This window comes from Janthinobacterium amylolyticum, from assembly GCF_051380655.1.
GTDB lineage: Bacteria > Pseudomonadota > Gammaproteobacteria > Burkholderiales > Burkholderiaceae_D > Janthinobacterium.
The window spans coordinates 556,634-581,723 of record NZ_JBNYXL010000001.1 but is presented as its reverse complement, the minus strand read 5'-3'; the positions used below and the strand labels follow the sequence as shown (position 1 = coordinate 581,723).

Below are 25,090 nucleotides of genomic sequence, written 5' to 3'. Positions count from 1 at the left end.
TTGCGTGCAAATACCGGGGCGGGCGAGCGTAGGCACGGCCCGCCCCGGAAGAGGTGGCCTGCCTTACAGCTGGAACAGATAGCTGAACTTGACGAACACCTTGCGGCCCGTGTGCATGTCGAGGTCGCGCGTGCGCTGCAGCAGCTGCGGATTGCCGATCAGCTGCAGGTTTTCCTGGCGGTCCGTGTAGCCCGCATACGCCGTCGTGCCGGGACTGAGCACGTAGCTGAACAGCAGGTCGCCCGTCAGGCGCTTGCCGCCCTCGATGCCCGTCAGCGCCCGGTTGGTCTTCAGGTGGCTGTAGTCAAGGATCAAGTGCGCGGCCAGGAAGCGGCTGTGCTGGTAGCGCAGCTTGGTGCGCGACAGCAGTTCGCGGTACACCATGCTGCCCGTGGGCATGCCCGCCACGCCCGCCTGCGTGCGCAAGTCGTTCCAGTACAGGGTCTGCTCGACGCGGAACTGGGCCACGGGCGTGAACTTCAGGTTGGCCGAGACGCTGCGCGCGTCGCCCAGGAAGGGCGCGATGCCGGGCGCCGGCTGGTAGTTGATGACCTCGTTCTGGCCCACGGTGACCCAGCCCGTCAGCCAGCTCAGCCATTCAGTGCTGGCCGCCAGCGAGTAGCCGGACTTGCGGAAGTCCAGGCCCGCGTATTTCTCGAAGCCGTCCAGCTTGTGCGCCTCGAAGGTGGTGGCGCGCAAGCCGTTGACGCTGAAAAACGCGTCGCTGGACCAGTCCTGCAGCACGTTTTCCTGGTCCCTGGTGCCCACGGCCTTGATGCTGGGACCGGCGCTGACGAGCCATGGCGCGTCCGGGAAGTTCCACAAATACGATGCCGTCTGCGTGGTCTGGCGGATATCCGTGCGCGGGATGAAGGCCAGCGCGGGATCGAAGTCGCGCGTGATGTCCAGGTACTGGCCCGCATAGTTGAAATTGCGGTCCGAGCGGCTCGCTTCGACAAAGGCCAGGCGCCCGCTGTGGTCGGGCTGGCCCTCCAGGCTGGACTTGCTGTGCGCCAGCTGGCTGCTCAGCACCCAGTTTTCATCGATCTTGTAGCGCAGGTCGACGCCGGCCACCCGGTTGCTCTGCTGGCCAAACTTGCGGTCCGACAGCAGCACGCCCACGTTGGAATCGCCAGCGAAGTCGTTCTGCACGCGGGCCACGGCGATGCGCGCCGTCTTGCCATAGTCGCGGCTGTCGCGCGGCAGCGCTTCGCCCGGCGCCAAATCATCCATCAGCAGGCCGCCGACGGACCAGTGGCCTTCGCGGCCCGTCAGGCGCGCGCCGTAGCGGGGTTCGGCGATGCGGCGCGAAAAGAACAGCGGCTGCGGCGTCGTGAAGAAACCCGAGTTTTCCAGGAAGAACGGGCGCTTTTCCGGGAACAGCACTTCATAGCGCTTGTCGATCAGCACTTGCGGCTCGTCCGACTCGACTTCGCTGAAATCGGGCTTGTAGGTCAGGTCGAGCGCGAACTTGTCGGCCAGCACCAGCTTGGCGTCGAGGCCCGCCTGGTTCTTGTCGTCGCGTTCCCAGAAGGTATTGGCCGGGTCGCGGCCGTTCAGGGCGCGGCTGCGGCCGACATAGCCGTACGGAATCAGCTGGATGTTGCGCCCGGACGTGATCGGCTCGGGTATCTGCACGGGCGCCAGCTGCGGCACGAAGGCGGCCTGGCGCTTGGTGATGTAGGGCCAGTAGGAAAACTCGTTCAGGCGCGGCACGATGCGGCCCACGGCGATGCCCCAGTTCTGCACGTCGGCGCGGCTGAAGCGCAGGCTCTTGAACGGGATGGCCATGGTGACGACATAGCCGTCGGGCGTGATCTTGCCGTCCGACTGCCATTGCGTGTCGAAATTGAAATCGTCGCCCAGGCCTTCCGTGTGCTTGGCATCCATCTGCACGCCATACGGGTTGGCATAGAAGCGGAACGAGCGCTGCTTGTCGTTGAAGGAATCGATTTCCAGCTGCACCGCGTCGTCGCCGGGCAAGTCTTCGCGGCGGGCGATGCGCGCGCGCACCAGGGCCGGGTCATCCTTGCAGACAAAGACGGCGTACAGGTGTTCGTCGTCATACGACAGGTAGGCCTTCGTTTCCAGCAGCGACGGTTCGCCGTCGCCGGGCGCGTACTGGCGGAAGCCCTTGATTTCCACGCCGGCGTCGGCCGGCAGCTTGCCGACATAGTCGGCCAGCACGGGCGCGCGGGCGGCGCGGGGGATTTGCAGGCGCTCGTCGGCCAGGACGGGAGCGGAAAAGGCCAGCATCAGGCACAGGGCGGTGCGGCGCAACGGGGTCAGGATGGCTTGTTTCATGATGTGCTTTCTATTCGGAATGGATTCAGGCGGCCGCGGGCGACGCGGACGGATTGCTTGGGGCGCTGCGCATGGCAGCGGGGCGGCGCAGCACGGGCCACAGCCAGAAGGCCAGGGCCAGCAGCTGGCTGACGGTGGAGACGGCCAGCAGCAGGGGCAGGTGCTGCGGCTGCACCAGGCCGATCGGCATGACGATGGCAAAGGCCAGCCACAGCACGCCGAACATGGCGGAGCGCACGCCGCCGTGCATTTGCCCGTTGCGCTGGCCGGCGGCCAGCAGGCACCACAGCCACAGGGCGGGGAACAGCGCGTAGTCGTCGGGCACGAAGGGACTGCGCACGGCGGCCAGGCCCAGCAGGCCGAGCCAGACGGCGGCCAGTTCCAGGCGCGAATAGGCGCTGGCGCGGCGCGATGCCAGCCAGGCCAGCGCCACCACCACCACGCTCCACAGCAGGGCCACGGCGGCCAGGTGGCGGTATTCGATGCCGTCGACGCCAAACAGCTTGAGCTTCAGCACCAGGGCCGGCACCGAGTAATTGATGGCGACCACCGCTTCCAGGCCTTCAAGCTGCATCCAGCTCCACACTTCGCCGCTGGCGATGCGCGGCATTTCATAGCCGATGAAGTCGCGGAACGGCTGGGCGCCCAGCATGGCATACGCCAGTGCCGCGTACAGCAGCGAGAAGGCGATGCTCCAGGCCAGCGCGCGCCAGCGCTTGCAGAACAGCAGATAGGCGCATAGCACGCCGGGGAAGATCTTGAACAGGGCCAGCGCCATGACGGCGCCGCCGGCCTCGTCGCTGCCGCGCTGGAACAGCAGCATGGCCAGCAGGGCCAGGGCGATGGCGGCCAGCTGGAAGTTGCCCGTCTGCATGGTGATCAGGGTGGGCAGGGCCAGCCAGGCGGCCGGCAGCAGCAGGGCGGCGCGGCGTCCCGTGGCCCCGCCTATCCAGGCGCAGACGGCCAGCATGATGGCCGCCACCAGGGCCGCGTCGACGGCGAACCAGACGGCGCGCATGGCAACAAAACCTGCGCCCAGCGACGCGGCCAGCTGCGGCAGGATCAGGAACGGCGGCGGATACAGGTACTCGTCGAGCTTGAAGCGGCCCTCGTTGCCTGCGTAATGGGCGCTGTCATAGATGTTGGACGCCCCCGCGCTGGCCAGCTCGGAAGCTTTCCAGTACGAGGAAAAGCAGCTGTGGTTGACATAGAAGGGGTCGTACCAGATGGCCGACAGCTGCGGCTGCTGCGGGTCGGCCATGAACAGGGCGACGCCGGCGATGCGCGCCACGGCCAGCGCGGCCAGCGCCAGCCACAGCAGGCTGAGCACGGGATGCGCGCGCAGCAGGCCGTCCAGCGCGCGCGGCAGGCGGCGGGCCAGCACCGGGCTCAGTCCCAGTGCGATGGCCAGCGGCAGCAGCGCCAGCGGCGACGGCGCCGCTTGCAGGGCAGTGGCGGCGACGGCCGCGCAGATGCCGAAGAAGGCGCACAGCAGCAGCGCCACGGCCAGGCGCTCCCACGCGCGGCCTTGTGAATGTACAGGATGCATCAGTTACCTCCAATCAGGGTCAGGGACAGGACGACGGCGGCGATGCCCAGCACGGCCAGGGCCAGCGCGCCCGAGGCGTGCAGGACTCTTTCCTGGCGGCGCGCCCGTTGCAGCGCGTCGCCATACGGCATGGTGGTGTGGGCGATCATGGTGTACAGGGGCAGCCAGCCGCGCGGCCACACGCGGTTGAGCAGCAGGTCGAGCTTCTTGCGGGCGACGAACCACGGCGATTGCACTTTTTGCCGCAGTTCCGTGAAGTTGGATTTCGACAGCTGCGCCAGCGCATCCGTGTGCCGGCGCCGCGCCAGCTCGTAGCTGGCAAACGCCGTGGCCGTGTCGCCCTGCGCCGTTTCCAGCGCGTTCATCAGGGTGCAGCAATCCTCGAATGCGGAATTCATGCCCTGGCCATAGAACGGGTACACGGCGTGGCAGGCGTCGCCCACCAGCACGGCCCAGTCGCCAAAGCGCCAGGGCGCCGTGCGCGTGGTGATCAGGGTGCCGGTCGGGTGGCGCGACCACTGTTCCAGCAGGCCCGGCAGCAGCGGCAGCAGGTCGGGGAAGTACTTGGCGAACAGCGCCGTCACGTCGGCCTCGCTGCGCACGCTGGCAAAACTGTCTTCGCCCTCGAACGGCAGGAACAGGGTCAGCGTGTGCGAACCGTCCTGGTTCGGGTGCGAGACGAACAGGCAGTGGCTGCGCGGCCACACGTGCAGGGCCGTCAGCTCGATGGCCGAACTGCCGTCCGCGCGCGGCGCCAGGGTCAGCTCCTTGTAGCCCCATTCCAGGTATTCCTGCTGGTAGTCGGCGCGCATGCCGTGCTGCAATTCGCGGCGCATGCTGGAAAACGCGCCATCGGCGCCCACCACCCAGGCCGGATGGGCGCTGATGCGGCGTCCGCCCGGCGCTTCCAGTTCCAGTTCGCGCTGCGCCTTGTCGGCGCGCAGCAAACGGTGCTCGAAATGCAGTTTCACCTGCGGATGCTGCTCGGCCTGGTCCAGCAGCAGGTGGTTGAGCAGGTTGCGGTCGATCGAATGCAGCACTTCGCTGTCATCCTTGCCGTACGCCTGGTAGCGCGTGCTGCCGTCCGGCGCGTGGATGACCCGCCCGCGCATGACGACGGCATGCGCCAGCACCTGTTCCAGCAGTCCCACCATCTGCAACGCTTGCATGCCGCGCTTGGACAGGCCCAGGTTGATCGAGCGGCCCGCTGCGCTGTCCTGGCGGCGCGGGTCGGCCCGGCGTTCATACACGTCGACGCCATGGCCTTGCCGCGCCAGCGCCAGCGCCAGCAAGGAGCCGGCCAGGCCGCCGCCGACGATGGCGATACGGCCGCTGCGGGCGTCGTGGGCGTGATGGACGTGGTTGGCGGCGCTCATGCCATCTCTCCCGCAGCGTCGGCATCGGTATCGGGTTCGCCCAGGCGCGCCTGCCACTGTTCGATTTCAGCGGCCACCACGCCGTCGAGCGCCTGCTCGAAGCGCGACCAGCCCAGGCTGCCCGCCAGGCGGAACAGGTAGGCGCGCAGATAGGCGGCCCGCACGGGCGCCGCGTAGGCCGTGCGCAGCAGGAAAGGCAAGTCCGAATCGACCATGTGGCGCATGGCCAGCATGGGGATGGGACTGCGCAGCGGGCGGAATTCGGCATTGCGCAAGCCGGGGCTTTCGTTGCTGGCGTGGAATTCACCGAGCATCAGGCCCTTTTCCACGAAATCCTTCTTCAGCAGCTGCTGCACTTCATCGACCACCCCCGCACCCTCGGCGCCCAGGTTGGGGAAGATCACCAGGAAAGCCTTGTTGATGGCGTCCGGGCCGCTGGTCGGTTCGGTGGCGAGGAACAGGTCGCGGTAATACAGGATCACGCGCGAGATGCTGTCGAGCGTGGGTTCGCGCTCGGCGATCTCGGCCATCCAAATGCTGTCCTGTTCCAGCGCCACGGGCACGAAGGGGCAAACGGCACCCTTGCGGCCCAGTTCAGGGTGGCTGCGGGCGAGGAAGGCGCGCATCCATTCCAGCACGCTGGCCAGCGCCGTATGGCTGGGATAGTCGCGCGCCACCTGGGAAACGCGCATCAGTCCGTAACCTGGACCGTGCGCCGCGGCGGCTTGGTTGTCGTGATGGGCGACCGGGCACTTTTTGGGCGCCGGTGCCGTGTGCAGCATGTCTGTGTCAGTCATCTTGCTTGCTCCAGTGGGTCGTGGTTGTTGCGAGGTCGTGGTCAACATCGTTGTTTATTTGTTATTGCATTGCGTTTTTGAAGAAAAAGCGTCCCCACAACGCTGCGTGGCAGCGCTTTTTCATTCAGCTTGGTACTACCGGGAAAGAATCAGGCGGGCTGCGCGTCCCCTTCGGCCGCCGGCGGCGGCTGGGTCCAGGCGTCGGGCAGCTCGTCGGCGCGGCGCAGGGCGGGGATGCTGTAGGCCAGCATGGCAACCAGGCTCATCGCCAAGCCCAGCACGATGAACATCAGGCCCATGCCGCGCCCCGCGCCCGTGCCGATCAGCTGGCCGATGGAGCCGGCCAGGGCGCCGCCCGGCATCAGCAGCGGCTCGAACACGTGTTCGGCCAGCGGCCCCGCCAGGCAGTAGCCGATGGGCATGGCCGCTTCCGACAGCACGCGCTGGATGGCGAAGCAGCGCCCCTGCAGGCCGGGCGGCACCTTGCTTTGCCACAGCGAATCGTTCGAGGCGCTGATCACGGGCAGGGTCAGGAAGAAGATGAAGCCGGCCGCCGTCACCAGCACGAACGATGGCGCCAGGCCGTGCGCGGCCAGGGCCAGTCCCGCCAGCAGGGAAAAGCCCAGCACGCCGTTGATGCGCTTCTTCATGCCGCCCGATGCCGCCATCAGCACGCCGCCCAGCAGCAGGCCGGCGCCGCCGATCGACATCTGCACGCCCAGCAGGGCCGGATCGGCCATCGACAGCACCAGCGGCGTGATGGTGATGGCGGCGATGCCGAAGAGGAAGTTGCAGGTGCCGAAGACCAGCAGCAGGCCGAACAGGCTGTTGCGTTCGCGCACATAGCGCCAGCCCGTCGCCGCTTCGCGCCACAGGCTTTGTCCCTCGCTTTCCTTGCTGCGCGGCGGACGGGGGATGCGCGCCATCAGCATGGCGATGAAGGCGGCCACAAACGACAGGGCGTCGATCAGCAGCACGCCGGGCAGGCTGATCAGGCTCACCAGCACGCCCGCCAGCAGCGGTCCGGCCACCTGGGCGATGGCGCCGCCCGTCTGCACCAGGCCGTTGACCCGGCTCAGCTGGCCGTGCGGCACCAGCAGCGGGATGCTCGACGCGTAGGCGGGGCCGTGGAAGGCGTTGGCCAGCGCCGTGGCGCCCACGCACAGGTAAATGTGCCAGATGGCCAGCTGGCTGTTCATCAGCAGGGCTGCCAGCACCAGCTGGGCGCTGGCCGAGACGATGTCGCAGCACAGCATGATGCGGCGCCGGTCCCAGCGGTCGACGAGGGCGCCAGCGAACGGCGCGATCAGCAGCGCCGGCACGGCCATGGCAACGAAGATCAGCGCGAACTGGGTGGTCGACCCCGTCGTGCGCAAGACCCAGATGCCCAGCGCAAAGCTGGACAGGCGCGAGCCGATGCCCGACGTCATCTGGCCGAACCAGATCAGCAAAAAGTCGCGCAAGCCCGCATAGCGGCGAGTGGAGGTGGTCATGCGCAGGCCCTTTCTTGTGGTGTGGCGCCGATGGCCGGCAGGTAGCCCTGCCGTTGCATATAGGCGAGGTAGGTGGCGAACAGGGCGCCGTCGGCCGGCGGGCAGACGTGGCCCAGCGCGGCGGCCATGCGTTCGGTGGCGCCGCAGTCGAAGCCCGGCTCGCGCGCGTCCGCCTGCTCGGGGAACAGGGCGGCGAAGCTGGCCAGGGCATTTGCCTGGCCTGCGCTCACGGCCTGCTGCAGGGCCGCGCGCCATTGCGGGTAATCGACCAGCCGCACCGGGTGGCCGGCGGCGCGCAAGCCTTCCACCAGGGCGCTGGTCGGCAGGCGCGCGGGATTGAGGAAATGCCAGGTGCCGTCGGCGCCGGCGCCGTTCTGCGCCAGCACGCGGCAGGCGATGACGGCGCTGACATGGTTGACGGGCGCCATGTCGTAGCTGGCGCCGGCGATGTCGGGCACCATGCCCAGCTGCGCGCAGCCCTTGACCCAGCTGCTGAAATAGTCGCCCAGGTTGGCGCTGCCGCTGCCGCTGTCGCCCGTGATGCGGGCCGGCCGGTACAGCGCCACGGGCACGCCGCGTGCGCGCGCCGCCAGGGCCAGCTGTTCCGCCACCCATTTGCTCTGGTTGTAGCCGCCTTGCTGGCTGTCGGACGTGGGCGGCGCGTCGCTTTCGCGCACCGTGGCATCAAGGTAGTCGGCGCTGACATACACGCCCAGGGTCGAGACCATGTGCACGGCTTTCAGCGGACCCGTGGTGGCCAGGCGCAGCACTTCCAGCGTGCCGCCCACGTTGGCCGGCGCCAGGCTGGCATACGGCGCGAGGAAGTTGACCTGGCCGCCGTTGTGCACGATGGCGTCCGCCTGGCTGGCCACGGTGGCGTAGCCGTCGTCCGTCAAGCCCAGGCGCGGCGCGGCCAGGTCGCCCGGCAAGGGCGTCAGGCGCGCCGCATCGCTGTCCTGCCACAGGCCGTACTGCCGCAGGTTGGCGCGCAGGCGCCGCGCGCCGTCGATGGCGTCGTCGGCGCGCACCAGGCACAGCAGCTGCGCGGCGCTGGCGTCGAGCAGGTCGCGCAGCAGCCAGGCGCCCAGGAACCCCGTGGCGCCCGTGACGAGAATGGCGCGTGGCGCACCCGCATGGCGCGGCGTGGCGCGCGCCGCGTCGATGTCGGTCGGCAGCACGGCTTGCGCGGCCAGGTCCAGCGCGGGCGCGGCGACGCCGGCCAGCAAGTCGTCCACCACGCGCGACAGGGCGGCGATGCTGGGCGCGGAAAACACGGCCGTCAGCGGCACGTCGACGCCAAAGGCGCGCTGCAGCTGGAATACCAGGGGCAGGGTCAGCAGGGAATCGCCGCCGGCGCTGAAGAATTCATCGTCCGTGCTGAGACCTTCGCGGCCCAGCAATGCCTGCCAGACGTCCAGCATGCGCTGTTCGGTGGGCGTGGCCGGCGCGACGATGCTGCGCGCCGCCAGCGCGTGCAGCGCCTGCGTGGGGGCGGGCAGGGCGCGCCGGTCGATCTTGCCGTTGCCCGTCAGCGGCAGCGCTTCCAGGCGTTCAAAGATGGCCGGCAGCATGGCGTCCGGCAGGCGCGCGGCCAAGTCGCTGCGCAGGGCGGCGGCCGTCACGCCGGGACCCGTGAAATACGCCACCAGGCGCTTGTCGCCGGGCGCCACTTCCAGCACCGTGGCGACGGCCGCCTGCACGCCGTCGCAGGTCAGCAGCGCGCTTTCCACTTCGCCCAGTTCGATGCGCACGCCGCGCAGCTTGACCTGGTGGTCGCGCCGGCCCAGAAACTGCAGGCTGCCGTCGCTGTTCCAGCGCGCCAGGTCGCCGCTGCGGTAGATGCGCGCCCCTGGCTGCGGAGCGTAGGGATCGGGCACGAAGCGTTCGGCCGTCAATTCGGGGGCACGGTGGTAGCCGGCCGCCACGCCAGCGCCGCCGATGGCCAGCTCACCGGCCACGCCGCGCGGCGCCAGCTGCAGATGGCGGTCCAGCACATACGCGCGCACGCCGGGCAGCGGCTGGCCGATGGGCAAGTCGCTGCCTTCCAGGCCGGCGCCGTCCACGCTGCTGAAGGTGGTGGCGCAGACGGTGGCCTCGGTGGGGCCGTAGTGGTTGCACAGGCGCACGCGCTTGCCCGTCAGGCGGGCGAAGCGGCGCACCTGTTCCACGGGCACGGCTTCGCCGCCGAACATCATCAGGCGCAGGCCGGGCAGCACGCTGCCCGTGGCATTGCCGGCGCCGTCGAAGGCGTCCGTCCAGCGGCGCCACAGGGCGGCCGGCGCGTCGATGGCCGTGACGGCGTGGCGCGCGCAATACGCTTCCAGTTCCGCCGCGCCCAGCTGGTTCGGCGCGCCGTGCAGCACCAGGGTGGCGCCGGCGGCCAGCGCGGGGAAGATGTCGCCGACGGAAGCGTCGAACTGCAGCGGCGGGATCATCAGCACGCGCTGGCCGGCCAGGTCGTGGACGTGGGCAAACGCGTGCAGCAGATGAAGCACATTGGCCTGGCTGACGCGCACGCCTTTCGGCGTGCCCGTCGAGCCGGACGTATACATCAGGTAGGCGGGCGTGGCGCCGTAAATGCGGGGCGCGGCGAACGGCGTGGCGTCCGGCGGCGCATCCGTGGCCAGCACGGGCAGCTGGCCGGCAATGCTCAGCGCCTGTGCCTGCGCGGCCGGCGGCGCGACGAGGGCGATGGCGCCGGCGTCGTCCAGCATGAAGCGCAGGCGCGCCTCGGGCAGCGCGGGGTCGAGCGGCACGTAGGCGGCGCCGCACGCCACGATGGCGAGCAGGCCCACCAGCGCGGCCGCCGAGCGGTCGGCCAGCAGCGCCACGTGACTGCCAGGGCCGGCGCCCGCCGCCTGCAGCCGCGCCGCCAGCGCGTTCACGGCCAATACCAGTTCGCCGTAGCGCAAGCTGGTGCCGTCATCGGCGATGGCGACGGCCAGCGGCGCGCGTGCGGCCTGGCGCGCCACCAGCGCATACAGGCCGCCATCGGGCAAGTCCTGCGCATCGACGGGTGTGCCGCCGTCGCCCAGGGCCAGCAGCTGTGCCCGCTGCGCGGCCGGCAGCAGGGCCAGGCGCGACACGGGCGTGGCGGGCGCCTCGACGATGGAGGCCAGCAGCTGCGTGAACTGTTCCGCCATGCGGGCGATGGTGGCCGCTTCGAACAGCGCCACGCTGTAATCGATGACGCCGCACAGCGCGCCGTCGGCTTCCATCATCGACAGGGTGATCTCGAAGCGGGCCGCCTTGAACGGCGGCTCGAACGGGCCGGGCCGCAAGCCGTGCCAGGCCGCCTGCGCTTCTTCTTCACTGGCGCTGGCCGCTGGCGCCTGCAGCACGAACATGGTCTGAAACAGGGTACTGCGGCCCGGCACGCGTTCGATCTGCAAGCCGTCGACGATGCGCTCCAGCGGCGCTTCCGCATGCGCGAGCGCGTCGAGGAAGTGCTGGCGGTTGCGCGCCAGCAGGGCGTTAAAGGCGGGATCGTCGGACAGGTCGGCGCGCAGGGCCAGGGTATTGACGAACAGGCCGATCAGCGGTTCGCATTCGGGCGCATTGCGGTTGGCCACGGGCGTGCCGACCACCACGTCGTCCTGGTTGGCCAGGCGCGCCAGCAGCACCTGGAAGGCCGACAGCAGGGCCATGAAGAGGGTGGCGCCCTCGGCCTGCGCCAGGGCTTTCACGGCTTGCGACAGGGCGGGCGGCACGGCAAAGGCGTAGCGCTCGCCGACGGGCGACAGGCTGGGGCCGCGCGGCGCGTCGGCCGGCAGTTCCAGCAAGCCGCTGCTGCCGGCCAGGGCCTGGTGCCAGAACGCCACCTGGCGTGCCAGCGCGGCCTGGCGCGGCGGCGAGGCTTGCCAGCGCACGATGTCGGGGAAGGCCAGCGGCAGCGCTGGCAGCACCTCCAGCGGCGCTGGCGCACCCGAGGCGTGGGCGCGGTACAGCGCCTGCAGTTCGCCATACAGCACGTTGATCGACCAGGCGTCGGCGATGATATGGTGCAGCACCACCACCAGCGCGTATTCCTGCGGCGCCAGGGTTACCAGGCTGGCGCGCAGCAGCGGCGGGCGGGCCAGGTCGAACGGGCGCTGCGTCTCGGCGCCCGCGTAGTCCAGCGCGGCTGCCTGCGCGGCGGCGGCATCGAGGTGCGACAGGTCGAGCCGCGTCAAGGTGAACGGCGCGTGCGCGGCCACCGTCTGCAGCGGCTGGCCGCCGGCTTCGCCAAAGCCCGTGCGCAGCGCCGCATGGCGGGCCACGATGGCGGCAAACGCCGCTTCCAGCGCGGCGGCGTCCAGCGCGCCGCTCAGGCGGCAGTGCTGGTACAGGTGATACGCGCCCGTGCCCGGCTGCAGCCGTTCGAAGAACCACATGCGCTGCTGTGCCGGCGACTGCGGCAGCGGCGTGCCGTCGGCCAGCGGCGGCAGCGCGCGCACGGCGTCGCGCAGGGAAATTTGCGGCGCGGCGCCGGCGGCCAGGCGCTGGCGCAGCAGGGCCAGCTGCTGCGGCGTGAGCCGCGCCAGGCGCGGGTCGTCGTGAATCGGGGATTGGCTCATGTGTTTTCCAGTGCGCCGCCCAGCAGCGCTTCGATGTTGTCGTCCGAAAGACCTTCAAGCTGGTCCAGCATGCTGGCCAGGTCGCCCGCATCCACGCTGTCGAGGCGGTTGCGCATCAGGGCCGCGCCGAAGGCCGCCACGGTGGGCGCCTCGAACAGCAGACGCAGGCTGAGTTCGCCGCCAAACGCTTTTTGCGCGCGCATCACCAGCTGCGTGGCCAGCAGCGAGTGGCCGCCCAGCTTGAAGAAGTTGTCCTCGATGCCCACGCGTTCCAGGCCCAGCACCTCCTGCCACAGGCCGCACAGGAGCTCCTCGTCGCCGTTGCGCGGCGCGACATAGCTGTCGCCGGGGGCCGCCTCGATGTCGGGCACGGGCAGGGCGTTGCGGTCGACCTTGCCGTTCGGCGTCATCGGCAAGTGCTCGAGCATCACGTAGGCCGAGGGCAGCATGTAGTCGGGCAGCTGCGGCGCGATGGCGTCGCGCAGGGCGGCCGCCTGCAGCACCTGGTCCGCGTGCGACAGCAGGTAGGCCACCAGGCGCTTGTCGCCAGGCCGGTCTTCGCGGCAGATGACGACTGCCTGGCGCACGCCCGGCTGTTCGGCCAGCACGGATTCGATCTCGCCCAGTTCGATGCGGTAGCCGCGCAGCTTGACCTGGTTGTCGATGCGGCCCAGCACTTCCATGTTGCCGTCGCGGCTCCAGCGCGCCAGGTCGCCCGTGCGGTACAGGCGCGCGCCCGGTTCCGGCGAATGCGGATCGGCGAGGAATTTTTCCGCCGTCAGCTCGGGCCGCGCATGGTAGCCCTGCGCCACGCCGGCGCCGCCGATCAGCAGTTCGCCCGGAATGCCGGGCGGCAGCGGCTGCAGGAAGGCGTCCGCCACATACAGGCGCGTATTGGCGATGGGGCGGCCGATGGCGATCGGCGCGCCGTCCGCGGCGATTTTTTCCACGCTGGACCAGATCGTCGTTTCCGTGGGGCCGTACATATTCCACAAGGTGCCGCCACCGGCCAGCAGGCGGTCGGCCAGTTCGCGGCTCAGCGCTTCGCCGCCGCACAGCATGGCCATGCCGGGACGGCTTTGCCAGCCGGCGTCGAGCAGCATGCGCCAGGTGGCGGGTGTCGCTTGCAGCATGCTGGCCTGCGAACTGTCGAGCAATCGCGCCAGCTCCATGCCGTCGGCCGCCGTGGCCGGGTCGGCGATCTCGATGCGCGCGCCCACGGCCAGCGGCAGCAGCAGTTCCAGCACGGCGATGTCGAACGACAGCGTGGTCACGGCGCACAGGCGGTCGGCGGCCGTAATGCCCGGCCGCTCCATCATCGCCAGCAGGAAGTTGACGACGGCACTGTGCGGCAGGCGCACGCCCTTGGGACGGCCGGTGGAGCCGGAGGTGTAGATCACGTAGGCCGTCTCGCCGGCCGGCACCTGCGCCGGCGGCGCCACTTCGTTCAGGCGCGCTTCTTCCAGCAGCACCAGGGCCGGGCCGCTGGCCGGCAGCAGCGGCGCCAGCGCGCGCTGCGTGACGACAAAGCGCGTCTGCGCATCGTCGAGCATGAAGGCGATGCGCTCGGCCGGGTAGATCGGGTCGAGCGGCACGTAGGCGGCGCCCGCCTTGAGAATGCCCAGCAGCGCCACCAGCATGTCGGGCGAGCGCTTGACGAACAGGCCCACCAGCTCGCCCGGCTGCACGCCGCGCGCCAGCAGGTGGCGCGCCAGCGCATCGGCGCGCTGGTCGAGTTCCGCATAACTGAGTTCGCGGCCCAGGTGCGACAGCGCGATGGCCTGCGGCGTGCGCGCCGCCTGCGCCTCGAACAGCGCGTGCGCCGTCAGCGGGCCGCCGGCAGGCAGCGCGCGCGCCGTGTCGTTCCAGTCATGCAGCACGCTGCGGCGCTCGGCGGGCGTGAGCAGTTCCAGTTCGGACAGGCGGCGGTCCGGGTCGCCCAGCGCGCTTTGCAGCAGCTGCTGCAGGTGGCCTGCCATGGCGGCGATGGTGGACGCGTCGAACAGGTCGGTCGCGTACTCGATGTACATGGCCAGGCCATTGTTTTCCTCGCTGGCGAACAGGGTCAGGTCGACGCGCGAGGTGCCGGACGAGATGACGCCGGGCTCGATCGGCGACAGCACCAGCCCTTGCAGGCGGATTTCCTCGGACGGGAAGTTCTGGAAGAACAGCATCACCTGGAACAGCGGCGAGTGGCTCAGCGAACGGTCGATCTTCAGCACGTCGAGCAGGCGTTCGACGGGCATGTCCTGGTGCGCGTACGCGCCCAGGGTGCCATCCTTGACGCGCGCCAGCAGCTCGCGGAAGGTGGGGTCGCCGCTCAGGTCCGTGCGCAGCGCCAGGGTATTGGCGAAAAAGCCCACCAGCGCTTCGAGTTCCTGGCGCGGCCGGTTGGCCACGCCCATGCCGATGATGAGGTCGAGCTGGCCCGTGTAGCGCGCCAGCAGCACCTTGAAGGCGGTGGCAAACACCATGAACGGCGTCGCGCCTTCCTGGCGGCTCAGGCGTTTCAGGCCGTCGTACAGGGTCGGGTCGAGGCGGTGCACGGAGGCCGCGCCGCGCCGGCTTTGCTGCGCCGGGCGCGGGCGGTCGCCGGGCAGTTCCAGCACGGGCGGATGGCTGACCAGGCGCTGCTGCCAGTAGGCGAACTGCTTGCGCATGGTTTCGCCTTCGTCGTCAAGCAGGGCGTTCTGCCACAGCGTGTAGTCGGCGTATTGCAGCGGCACGTCCGCCAGCGGCGACGGCAGGCCCGCGTAATAGGCGTCGTACAGCTGGCACAGTTCCGTGTAGATGATGGTGTAGGACCAGCCGTCGAGCGCGATATGGTGGCCGTTCATGACGAACAGGTGCTGTTCCTCGTCCAGGCTGATGAGCACGGCGCGCAGCAGCGGCCCCGTGCTGAAATTGAACGGCGTGCCCGCCTCCTGCTGCGCCAGCGCGGCCGCTTCCTCGCGCCGCTGCGCGGCCGGCAGGTGCTCCAGGCTGACGCGGCGCAGCGGCACGGGCGCCGGCGGCAGGATGTGCTGCTGCGGGCCGACGTCGTCGGTGACGATGGCCGTGCGCAGCACTTCATGGCGGCGCACGATTTCATCGAGGCTGCGCTGCAGGATGGCGCAGTCGGGCCGGCCGCGCATCCACATGGCCGACGGCACGTTGTAGGTGGCTGAATTCGGGTCCATCTGTTCCAGGAACCACAGGCGGTTCTGCGCATGCGAGACGGGAATGCGCGCGGGCCGTGGCTGGCGCGTGATTTCCTTGCGCGCGGCGGGCGCCGTCTGCTTGCTCAGCTGCTGCATCAGCAGCGCGCGTTTTTCCGGCGAAAGGCCGGCCAGGCGTTGGTTCAAATCGGTCATGTCATCATCCCAGGATAGGCGAGCTGCCGGCGGGCGCGGGCGCATGCTGCAATTGCGCGCTGGCCTGTTCGTCGCTCAGGTTGTCAAGTTGTTTGAGAAGTTCGTCGAGCGCGTCCGCATGCTGGCTGGCCAGCTGCAGCGCGACGGCATCGGCCATCTGCGCCAGCCGCGGCGAGTCGAATATGGCGCGCAGCGGAAAATCGATGGCGTAGTGCTGGCCGATGCGCGCCACCAGCCGCGTCGCCAGCAGCGAATTGCCGCCGATGTCGAAAAAGCTGTCGTCGGGCGCCACCCTGGCCAGGCGCAGCAGGGGACGCCACAGCTGCGCCAGCACCTCCTGCTCGGCCGACAGGGGCACGGCAGCTGTCGCCGGCGCGGTCACGCCGGCCGGGTCGGGCAAGGCATGGCGGTCCACCTTGCCGTTGGCGTTCAGCGGCCAGCGTTCCAGCACGACAAAGGCCGATGGCAGCATGTAGGACGGCAGCTGGGCGCGCAGCGCTTCGCGCACGCCGGCCACGTCAAAACCGGCCACGTCGACGCCGACGGCCAGCGTCAGGTAAGCCACCAGGCGCTTGTCGCCGGGGTTGTCCTCGCGCGCCAGCACCAGCGCTTCGCGCACGCCGGCGCAGGCGGCCAGCCGCGTCTCGATCTCGCCCGGCTCGATGCGGTAGCCGCGGATCTTCAGCTGGAAGTCATTGCGCCCGGCAAATTCGATCGTGCCGTCGGCGCGCCACTTGCCCAGGTCGCCGCTGCGGTACAGGCGCGCGCCCGGCTGCAGGGAAAACGGGTCGGCGATGAAGCGCTCGGCGCTGTGTTGCGGCAGGTTCAGGTAGCCGCGCGCCACGCCGTCGCCGCCGATATGCAGTTCGCCCGGCACGCCCACCGGCACGGGCTGGCCCAGCGGATCGAGCAGGTACACCTGCGTGTTGCCGATCGGCCGGCCGATGGGAATGGCCCGCGCCTCGTGCGGCGCGCCCGTCACGGCATAGGTGGTGGCGAACGTCGTCGTCTCCGTCGGGCCATAGCCATTGAGCAGCTGGCGCGGCGGATGCGCCTTGCCCATCACCCGCGCCACCACCTGCGGATCGAGCACGTCGCCGCCGGCCAGCAGCCAGCGCAGGCCGCCGAACGCTTCTTCCAGCGCGTCCGCGTATTCATGGAACAGGCCCGCCGTCAGCCACAGGGCCGTCACGCCGCCATCGACCAGCGCGCGGTTGAAGCGGGCGGGATCGAGCACGGTGTCGTGGTCGAGCACCAGCACCGAGGCGCCGTTCAGCAGCGGCGCCCACAGTTCCCAGGTGGCGGCGTCGAACGCGGGGTTGGCGCAATGGGCCACGCGGTCGCCGCTGGCCAGCGGCGCGAAACCGCTGTCGACGGCCAGGCGCACGATGTTGCGGTGTTCGACCATCACGCCCTTGGGCATGCCCGTCGAGCCCGAGGTATACATCACGTAGGCCAGCGCTGTCGCATCGATACCGCTGACGGCAGGCGCGGTATCGGGCAAGCCCTGCACCAGTTCCACGCCCGCTTCCACCAGCAGCAGCGGCGGGCCGCCGGCCGGCAGGCGCTGCGCCAGCGCGGTGCTGCTGACTACCAGCGCCGGCGCGGCGTCGGCAAGGATATGCGCCAGGCGCTGCGGCGGGCAATTCGCTTCCACCGGCACGTAGCCGGCACCGGCCTTGAGGATGGCCAGCAAGGTGGAGACCAGCGCATCGCTGCGTTCGAGCAGCACCAGCACGCGCTGGCCCGGCTGCACGCCGGCCGCCAGCAGGGCGTGCGCCTGGCGGTTGGCCTGCGCGTCGAGCGCGGCATACGTCAGGCTGCGCGCGCCGTGGCGCAGGGCCGGCGCCTGCGGCGTGCGCGCCGCCTGCTGCTCGAACCGCGCATGCACCGTGGACTGCAGCGTGGGCGCGACCGTGCCGCGGTTGAAGTCCAGCAGCACTTGCCGGCGCGCCGCCGCATCCATCAGCGGCAGGCGGCTGAGGGCCATGGTCTCGTCGCTCGCCATGGCCGCCAGCACGGCCTGCAGGCTGGCAGCCAGGCGCGCGATGCCGTCATGCTCGAACAAATCGCTCGCATATTCGATATGCCCGGACACATGCTGGCCGTCGTCGTCGAGCAGCAGCGACAGGTCGAAGTGCGTGCTGGCCTGCGGCAGCGGCAGCGGGCGCGGGTCGAACAGGAGCTGGTCGCCGTCCGGCGCCGGCGTGTTGTTGAGCGCCATGACGCTCTGGAACAGGGGGCTGTAGGCCAGGCTGCGCACGGGCTTGACGGCATCGACCACCTGGTCCAGCGGCAGGTCCTGGTGTTCGTAGGCCGACAGCGCCGTGGCGCGGATGCGTGCCAGCAGTTCCGCCACCGTGGGGTCGCCGTGCAGGCGCACGCGCAGGGCCAGGGTATTGACGAAAAAGCCCGGCAGCGCTTCGAGTTCGGGCAGCGGACGGTTGGCGACGGGCGTGCCGATGACGATGTCATCCTGGCCGCCCAGGCGCGCCAGCAGCGCGCTCCAGCCGGCGAGCAAGGTCATGAACAACGTGGCGCCATGGCGGGCGCTGAGGCGGCGCAGCGCTTCGGCCAGCGGCGCATCGAGGGCGAAGGCCAGGCGCGCGCCCCGGTAGCTCTGGCGCGCGGGACGCGGATGCTCGAGCGGCAGCTCCAGCAGGGCTGGCGCGCCGTCGAGCTGCGCGCGCCAGTACGCTTGCTGCACCTGCAGCGGCGCCGCATGCGCGGCATGGCGCTGCCAGCGCGCGTAGTCGGCATATTGCAGCGCGGGCGGCGGCAGCGGGTCGGGCAGGTCGGCGCTGAAGGCCGCGTACAGCGCCGCCAGTTCGCCGCACAGGATGCCCAGCGACCAGCCGTCGCTGATGATGTGGTGCTGCACCAGCAGCAGCTCGTGCTCGTCGGCCGCGCGGCGCAGCAGCAGGGCGCGCAGCAGCGGGCCGCGCGCCAGGTCGAAGGGCTGCGCGATTTCTTGCGCATGCAGGGCTGCGGCGGCCGCCTCGCGTTGGCCTGGCGGCAGGTGGGAAATGTCCGCCTGGCGCAGGGGGAAGGCGAACGGCGCGCCGGCTATCTGGTGCGGCACGCCGTCGCTGGCGCCGAAATGCGTGCGCAGGATGGCATGGCGGCGCAGCAGGGCGTCGAGCGCCAGGCGCAGCGCATCGGCCTGCAGCGGGCCGCGCAGGCGCCACGCCACCGGCATGTGGTAGGCGGCGCCGGCGGCCGCGTCGAGCTGGTTCAGGAACCACAGGCGCTGCTGCGTGTACGACAGTGCCACTTGTTCGCCGGCGGGCGTGGCTTGTGCCGTCAGCTGCGGCAGGACGGCGCCGGCGGGCGCGCTGTCGAGCAGGGCGGCCAGGCCGGCCACCGTGGGCGCGCCAAACAGCTGGCCCAGGGTCAGGGCCGTGCCGCTGGCCTTGCGCAGGCGCGACACCAGCTGGCCGGCCAGCAGCGAATGGCCGCCCAGTTCGAAGAAATCGTCATGCCGGCCCACCTGTTCCAGCCCCAGCAGTTCGCGCCACAGCCGCGCCACCAGCATTTCCTGCAGGCCCAGCGGCGCTTCCACCTGGCGTCCGGACAGCGCGGCGCGGCCAGGCACGGGCAGGGCGCGGCGGTCGACCTTGCCGTTTGGCGTCATGGGAAACTGCTCGAGCAGCACGAACGCGGGCGGCACCATGTAGGCCGGCACGGCCTGCGCCAGCTGCGCGCGCAGGCTGGCGATGAAGGCGGCGACGTCCGCCTGCGTCATGTTGGCATCGGCGCGCACGTAAGCGGCCAGGCGCTTGTCGCCGGGACGGTCTTCGCGGCACACCACCACCGCCTGGCGACAGGCGGGATGGCTGGCCAGCACGGCCTCGATTTCGCCCAGTTCGATGCGGAAGCCGCGCAGCTTGACCTGGTTGTCGATGCGGCCCAGCATGTCCAGGCGGCCGTCGCGCGTCCAGCGCACCAGGTCGCCCGTGCGGTACAGGCGGCTGCCCGGCGCGCCGGAAAACGCATCGGCGATGAATTTTTCCGCCGTCAGTTCGGGCCGCGCATGGTAGCCGATGGCCACCCCCAGGCCGCCGATCAGCAGTTCGCCGGGCACGCCCACGGGCACCGGCTGCAAATGGCGGTCGACCAGGTAGACCTGGGTATTGCTGACCGGTTTGCCGATGGTGATCAGGCCATCGCCGGGCAGCACCTGTTCGCCCGTCGAATAGATGGTCGTCTCGGTGGGACCGTACAGATTCCACAATTGGGCCACGCGCGCCAGCAAGCCATCGGCCAGTTCGCGCGTCATCGGCTCGCCGCCGCTGATGATGCGCAAGCCGTGGCGGCCCTTCCAGCCCGAATCGAGCAGCATGCGCCAGGTGGCGGGCGTCGCTTGCACCAGGGTGGCGCCGCAGGCGTCGATCAGTTCGGCCAGCGCCAGGCCGTCGGCCGCCGTGGCCGTGTCGGCGATGGCGACGGTGGCACCGACGGTGAACGGCAGCAGCAGCTCCAGTACGGCGATGTCGAAGGACAGGGTGGTCACGGCGCAGATGGTGTCGCCGTCCGTCATGCCCGGCTGGTGCAGCATGGCGCCGAAAAAATTCACCAGCGCGCGGTGCGGCAGCAGCACGCCCTTGGGGCGGCCAGTGGAGCCGGACGTGTAGATCACGTAGGCGGGCGAGGCGGGATCGACGGCCACGCTGACGGCTGGCGCGTCCACCGCCCGCTCGGCGATGTCGTCGATGGCGACGAATGTGCGCGCGCCGGCTGGCAGTTGCGCCTGCAGCGCGTGTTCACCGAGCACCAGGCGCGCGCCGGAATCGTCGAGCATGAAGGCCAGCCGTTCGGCCGGATAGGCCGGGTCGAGCGGCACGTAGGCGGCGCCCGCCTTGAGGATGCCCATCAGGCCGGCCACCAGTTGCGGTCCGCGGTGCAAATGCAGGCCGACCAGGTCGCCCGGCTGCACGCCCAGTTCCAGCAGGCGCGCGGCGACGCCGTCGGCGCGCCGCGCCAGCTCGCCGTAGCTGACGCGATGGCCGCCATGCACGATGGCCGTGCGCTGCGGCGTGCGGACCGCCTGTGCATCGACGAAATCGTGCGCATTGCGCAGCTGGCCCAGGGTCAGGCCGCTGGCGTTCCAGTCGTGCAGCAGCATCTGCCGCTGCGCGGGCGGCAGCAGGTCCAGTCGCACCAGCGGCAGGGCGGGATCGGCCAGCAGTGAGCGCAGCAGCTGCTGGAAATTCTGCGCCCAGCCGGCGATGCCGTCCGCGTCGAACAGGTCCAGCGCAAAGTCGATGCGGCCCGCAAGGCGGCCATCGCCGCTGGCGTCCGCCAGCACCAGCGCCAGGTCGAACGGCGTTTCCTGCGCTTCTGCCATCGCCCGCGAACCGTAGGCCAGCACGGCCTGGAACAGCGGGTGGAAACTCTCGCTGCGCGGCGGCTGCAGCGTTTCGGTCAGCTGCGCCAGGCACACGGGGTGGCGCTCGGCCATGGCCAGTGCGGCAGCGGCCTGCGCCAGCAGGCTGTGGCCCGTGCTGGCGTCGTCGAGGCGCAAACGCAGCGGCGCCATGCCGCCATGCCCGGCCACGCCGATGACCAGGTCTTGCTGGCCGCTGAGACGGCACAGGAAGGCGCTCCAGGCGGCGAGCAGCGCGGCCGGCACCTGCGTGCCGGTCCTTTGAGCCAGTTGCCGCAACCGCGAGGCGGTATCCGTATCGAGGGCGAAGGGCACGCTGCCCATGCGCCAGCTTTGGCGGGCCGGGCGGGATCGTTCGCCGGGCAGTTCCAGCAGGACGGGGGCGCCGTGCAAATGCTGGCGCCAGATGCCGGCCTGCTCCTGCGTCAGGGCGGGGAGAAGGCCGGGGCCAGGCGTGGCACTTGCCTGGCGGCTTAGCCGAAGAGTGTCGAAATAGTCTGTCAGAGCCATGGTGTACACCGAAAAATGGGGCGGTGAGTCAGTCCGGTCCGTGCCAAAAGAGGCTGGTACGGGATCGGGGCGGGAAATCAGCGTTGCGAATATAGCATCGGGATTTTCATTTCCCGGGCATCTTGGTGTTTTCAACTTAATAACAACACTTGGGCCTGATAATGATTTTTTGGCTAAGTTTTCGATTATTCGTGCGCACGGGCGGGCGCCATGATCAAGGTTGTTTTGCTAATCTCGGTGAGGCCGCGAAACGGTGCTTATATCGGCACGTGAATATCCGGACGGTCACGCGGATGCACAATCCTGGTGCAATGACTGGCTTGCCGATAAGAATTATTTAGCAGCTGCGCAAGCCCTAATGCGGGCTGCAGCGATGCGGCGATGGAGAAATACTGGGGTGGAAAAAAATGGTGCAGTGCACGAGAATAAGGCAGGGTTACGACAGTGGGTAAATTGATAATAGATGCAGATGTCAGCCATGAAACCATGTTAACTACTTGTAATTTTTAGTAATTATCAAAAGCATGGAAAATATTTTAAATATTCATAATGATGAAATAATGTACTGAAATGTATGAAATATTAATGAAAAATTCTGTCATAATGTGGATGAGCAAAATTTACGATCGTGACAGGGGCTAAGTGCATTCTAGTTGTGGCACGCTGCCGGTCTGAATGTTGTTGCGAAGCGTCGCAAGCCCTATGCATTCGGCATTTCACAGTCGCCTGATCGCAGAAAAAGATACCAATAGTCAGCAATTTAATAATTGCTTAAGTATTAAACATCGTTTCCATATATTCACGGAAATTATCATCTTCATCATTCATTTTTGATATAAGTGATTTCCTATATTCAAATTGCAAAATAAGGAAAGCGCATATGAAAATAAAATAATTTAATGTGACTCGGTAGATATTTACTATCAAAACTATGGTATGTGATGAGGCGGAAAATATGAATGTCGAAAGGCGGAATCGCTAACTTTCATGAAGTGGCCGCCATCTGCGCATAAAAATGCTTTAGGCTTAAATGAAATGGCGGGGTGTGAATATCTGTGAGTTTTCTGCCGTATTGACGACAGGCATTATCTGCGCGGCCGGATCTGCCTGGTTTTGGATTATGTGCGGAGCTGGGCGCGGGATTAAGCTGCATGCCGGAATGACAGTGACTATTAAAATGAAAGTCACTTGGCAGAAAGGCGATGGCGGGCTGGCGTGCTGTCGCCACGAGGAAGCGCACGTGGCTGATGCGGGCTCAAGGGTGGCGCATTGTGGCCGGCTGGGGTATTCTTGCGTAGAAATTTAATAAGAAATGTATTTTTGCGGAAACAATCTGCGGAAACAAGTGAACGGGGTGGGCATGCATATTCAGATTCGCAACAACGTCCGTGTCGCTGGTGAAGGGCCGGCGACCCTGGTGTTTGTCCATGGTTTCGGTTGCGATCAGACAATGTGGCGCTACCTGGAACCGCAGTTCCGCCAGCACTACCGTACGGTATTGTTCGACCTGGTGGGCAGCGGCCAGTCGGACCTGGCCGCCTACGACACGCGGCGCTACGCGACGCTCGACGGCTACGCGGACGACTTGCGCGCCGTGGTGGCGTCCGTGGCCGATGCCACCGGCGGTCCCGTGGTGTGCATCAGTCATTCCGTCAGCGCCATGACCGGCTTGCTGGCCAGCATCGCCGCGCCCGAGCTGTTCGCCGCCCAAGTCATGCTGGCGCCATCGCCCTGCTATATAGATGAACCTGCCACTGGCTACCGCGGCGGTTTTACGCGCGCCGACATCGACGATCTGCTCAGCGCCATGGACAGCAATTACCTGGGCTGGGCCGGCACGCTGGCGCCCGCCATCATGGGCGCGCCCGGGCAGCCGGCGCTGGGCGAAGACCTGACGCGCAGCTTTTGCCGCACCGACCCGGCCATCGCCCGGCATTTTGCCCAGGCGACCTTTCTGTCCGACCACCGGGCCATCCTGCCGCGTAACACCACGCCGGCCCTGATCGTGCAATGCAGCGACGACTTCATCGCGCCGCGGCCGGTGGGCGATTACCTGCATGCGATGCTGCCGTCCAGCAGCCTGCAGGTGGTCGAGAATATAGGCCATTGCCCGCACATGAGCGCGCCCGACGCCAGCTACCGCGCCATCCGCCGTTTTCTCGACGGCCTGCACCTGTGATGCGCGACTCCATGTCCACGCCTTTTTTGCCCGACGCCCAAACCCTGTTCCAGCACGCGGCCTGCGGCCTGCTGCTGTGTGCCAGCGACGGCACCATCGTGCAGGCAAACGCCACCTTTTGCGGCTGGCTCGGCTATGGTGCCGGCGAATTGATCGGCAAGAAGACGCTGCAGGACTTGCTGACCATCGGCGGGCGCGTGTTCCATCAGACGCACTGGCTGCCGCTGATGCAGGTGCAGGGCAGCGTGTCGGAAGTGCTGCTCGACATGCGCCAGCGCCAGGGGCAATCGATTCCCATGCTGTTCAACGCCGTGCGGCGCGAACATGGCGGCGTGCGCTATGACGAGATCGCCGTCTTTGTCGCCAGCGACCGCCGCAAATACGAGCAGCAGCTGCAGCTGGCGCGCAGGGAGGCCGGCGAGCTCAACGAGCAGCTGGCCGCCGCCGACCGGCGCAAGGACGAGTTCCTGGCTACCCTGGCGCATGAGCTGCGCAACCCGCTGGCGCCCATGCGCAACGTGCTGGAAGTGTTGCGCCTGGCGCAGCTGGACGACCCGCAATTGTGCTGGGTGCGCGACGTGCTGGGACGGCAGGTGGGCCACATGACGCACCTGGTCGACGATCTGATGGAAGTGTCGCGCATCACGCGGGGCCGCCTGGAATTGCGCTGCGCCAGCGTGGAACTGGCGCCCGTGGTGGAAGCGGCCCTGCACAGCGTGGCGGCCATGGCGGCGCAAGCCGGCCACGAGGTGCACGTGGCGCAGTGGCCGCACGCCATCTGGCTCGATGCCGACGCCACGCGCCTGGGGCAGATGATCGCCAACCTGCTGACCAATGCCGTCAAGTACACGCCGCCGGATGGCAGCATCTGGCTGAATGTGGCGTGCACGGCGGACGAGGTGCACATTACCGTGCGCGACTCGGGCATCGGCATCGCTGCCGAGCACCTGGACACCGTCTTCGACATGTTTTCGCAACTGGAACCGGCGCTGTCGCGCGCCCAGGGCGGCCTGGGCATCGGCCTGTCGCTGGTGCGCGGGCTGGCCGAACTGCACGGTGGCACGGTCAGCGCGCACAGCGATGGCGTGGGGCGGGGCAGCACCTTCGAATTGCGCCTGCCGTTGCCGGCCGTGCCGCTGGCGCCGCCGCCCGAGGTGAACCGGCGCCTGCTGGCCGGCACGCGCGAAGGGAAAGTGCTGGTCATCGACGACAGCGCCGACGCCGCCGAAAGCCTGGCGCTGGCGCTCGACATCCTCGGCTACGAAGTGCGCACGGCCTGCGACGGCGCCGCTGGTATTGAAACGGCGCAAAGCTTCATGCCGCGCGTCATCCTGCTCGACATCGGCTTGCCGCACATGAACGGCTACGACGTGGCGCGCCTCTTGCGCGAGCTGCCATGCGGTGAACTGGCCATCCTCGTGGCGGTGACGGGCTGGGGCCAGGACAGGGACCGCAAGATGGCGTCCGACGCAGGCTTCGATCTGCACCTGACCAAGCCCGTGGATTTTTATGAGCTCGATGCGGTGTTGCAGAAAATGCTGCAGTTGACGTAAGGTCGTGGCCGTCACGATTCCTGGATGAAATGCA

The 25,090-nt window shown here is 68.5% G+C and carries 10 protein-coding genes; 2 read left to right on the top strand and 8 right to left on the bottom strand.

Annotation, left to right across the window (positions count from 1 at the left end; all coding sequences use genetic code 11):
* Positions 1-63 precede the first annotated feature (63 nt).
* The 8 genes from ACQ4WR_RS02675 to ACQ4WR_RS02640 form a co-directional block, all read right to left on the bottom strand.
* Entirely contained in the window at positions 64-2,304 is a 2,241-nt protein-coding gene (locus ACQ4WR_RS02675) for a carbohydrate binding family 9 domain-containing protein (protein WP_436485113.1), read from the bottom strand.
* 25 nt (positions 2,305-2,329) lie between these two features.
* Positions 2,330-3,853 (bottom strand): glycosyltransferase family 87 protein, encoded by a 1,524-nt coding sequence (locus ACQ4WR_RS02670; RefSeq protein WP_436485111.1) that lies wholly within the window; start codon positions 3,851-3,853, stop codon positions 2,330-2,332.
* On the bottom strand, positions 3,853-5,229 hold the full coding sequence (locus ACQ4WR_RS02665) for an FAD-dependent oxidoreductase (protein WP_436485110.1): 1,377 nt from the start codon (positions 5,227-5,229) through the stop codon (positions 3,853-3,855). Before ACQ4WR_RS02665 ends, ACQ4WR_RS02670 begins: the two co-directional genes overlap by 1 nt.
* Positions 5,226-6,026, bottom strand: coding sequence for a DUF6875 domain-containing protein (locus tag ACQ4WR_RS02660; RefSeq protein WP_146012575.1), 801 nt, complete (start codon positions 6,024-6,026; stop codon positions 5,226-5,228). The genes ACQ4WR_RS02665 and ACQ4WR_RS02660 overlap by 4 nt, the downstream gene beginning before the upstream one ends.
* Before the next feature lie 149 nt (positions 6,027-6,175).
* Positions 6,176-7,519 (bottom strand): MFS transporter, encoded by a 1,344-nt coding sequence (locus ACQ4WR_RS02655; RefSeq protein ID WP_102299373.1) that lies wholly within the window; start codon positions 7,517-7,519, stop codon positions 6,176-6,178.
* On the bottom strand, positions 7,516-12,075 hold the full coding sequence (locus tag ACQ4WR_RS02650) for a non-ribosomal peptide synthetase (RefSeq protein WP_436485108.1): 4,560 nt from the start codon (positions 12,073-12,075) through the stop codon (positions 7,516-7,518). Before ACQ4WR_RS02650 ends, ACQ4WR_RS02655 begins: the two co-directional genes overlap by 4 nt.
* The gene (locus tag ACQ4WR_RS02645) at positions 12,072-15,428 is read right to left on the bottom strand and encodes a non-ribosomal peptide synthetase (protein WP_436485106.1); all 3,357 of its coding nucleotides are present in this window, start codon (positions 15,426-15,428) and stop codon (positions 12,072-12,074) included. The genes ACQ4WR_RS02650 and ACQ4WR_RS02645 overlap by 4 nt, the downstream gene beginning before the upstream one ends.
* 4 nt (positions 15,429-15,432) lie before the next feature.
* Positions 15,433-21,324, bottom strand: coding sequence for a non-ribosomal peptide synthetase (locus tag ACQ4WR_RS02640; RefSeq protein WP_436485104.1), 5,892 nt, complete (start codon positions 21,322-21,324; stop codon positions 15,433-15,435).
* 1,360 nt (positions 21,325-22,684) lie between these two features.
* Here ACQ4WR_RS02640 and ACQ4WR_RS02635 point away from each other — a divergent pair.
* Together ACQ4WR_RS02635 and ACQ4WR_RS02630 are read left to right on the top strand one after the other, a co-directional pair.
* Positions 22,685-23,503, top strand: coding sequence for an alpha/beta fold hydrolase (locus ACQ4WR_RS02635; RefSeq protein ID WP_436485103.1), 819 nt, complete (start codon positions 22,685-22,687; stop codon positions 23,501-23,503).
* Positions 23,504-23,514: 11 nt separating this feature from the next.
* Positions 23,515-25,056 carry a hybrid sensor histidine kinase/response regulator gene (locus ACQ4WR_RS02630; protein WP_436485102.1) on the top strand — a complete coding sequence of 514 codons (1,542 nt, stop codon included), beginning with the start codon at positions 23,515-23,517 and terminating at the stop codon, positions 25,054-25,056.
* The last annotated feature ends 34 nt before the right edge of the window (positions 25,057-25,090 follow it).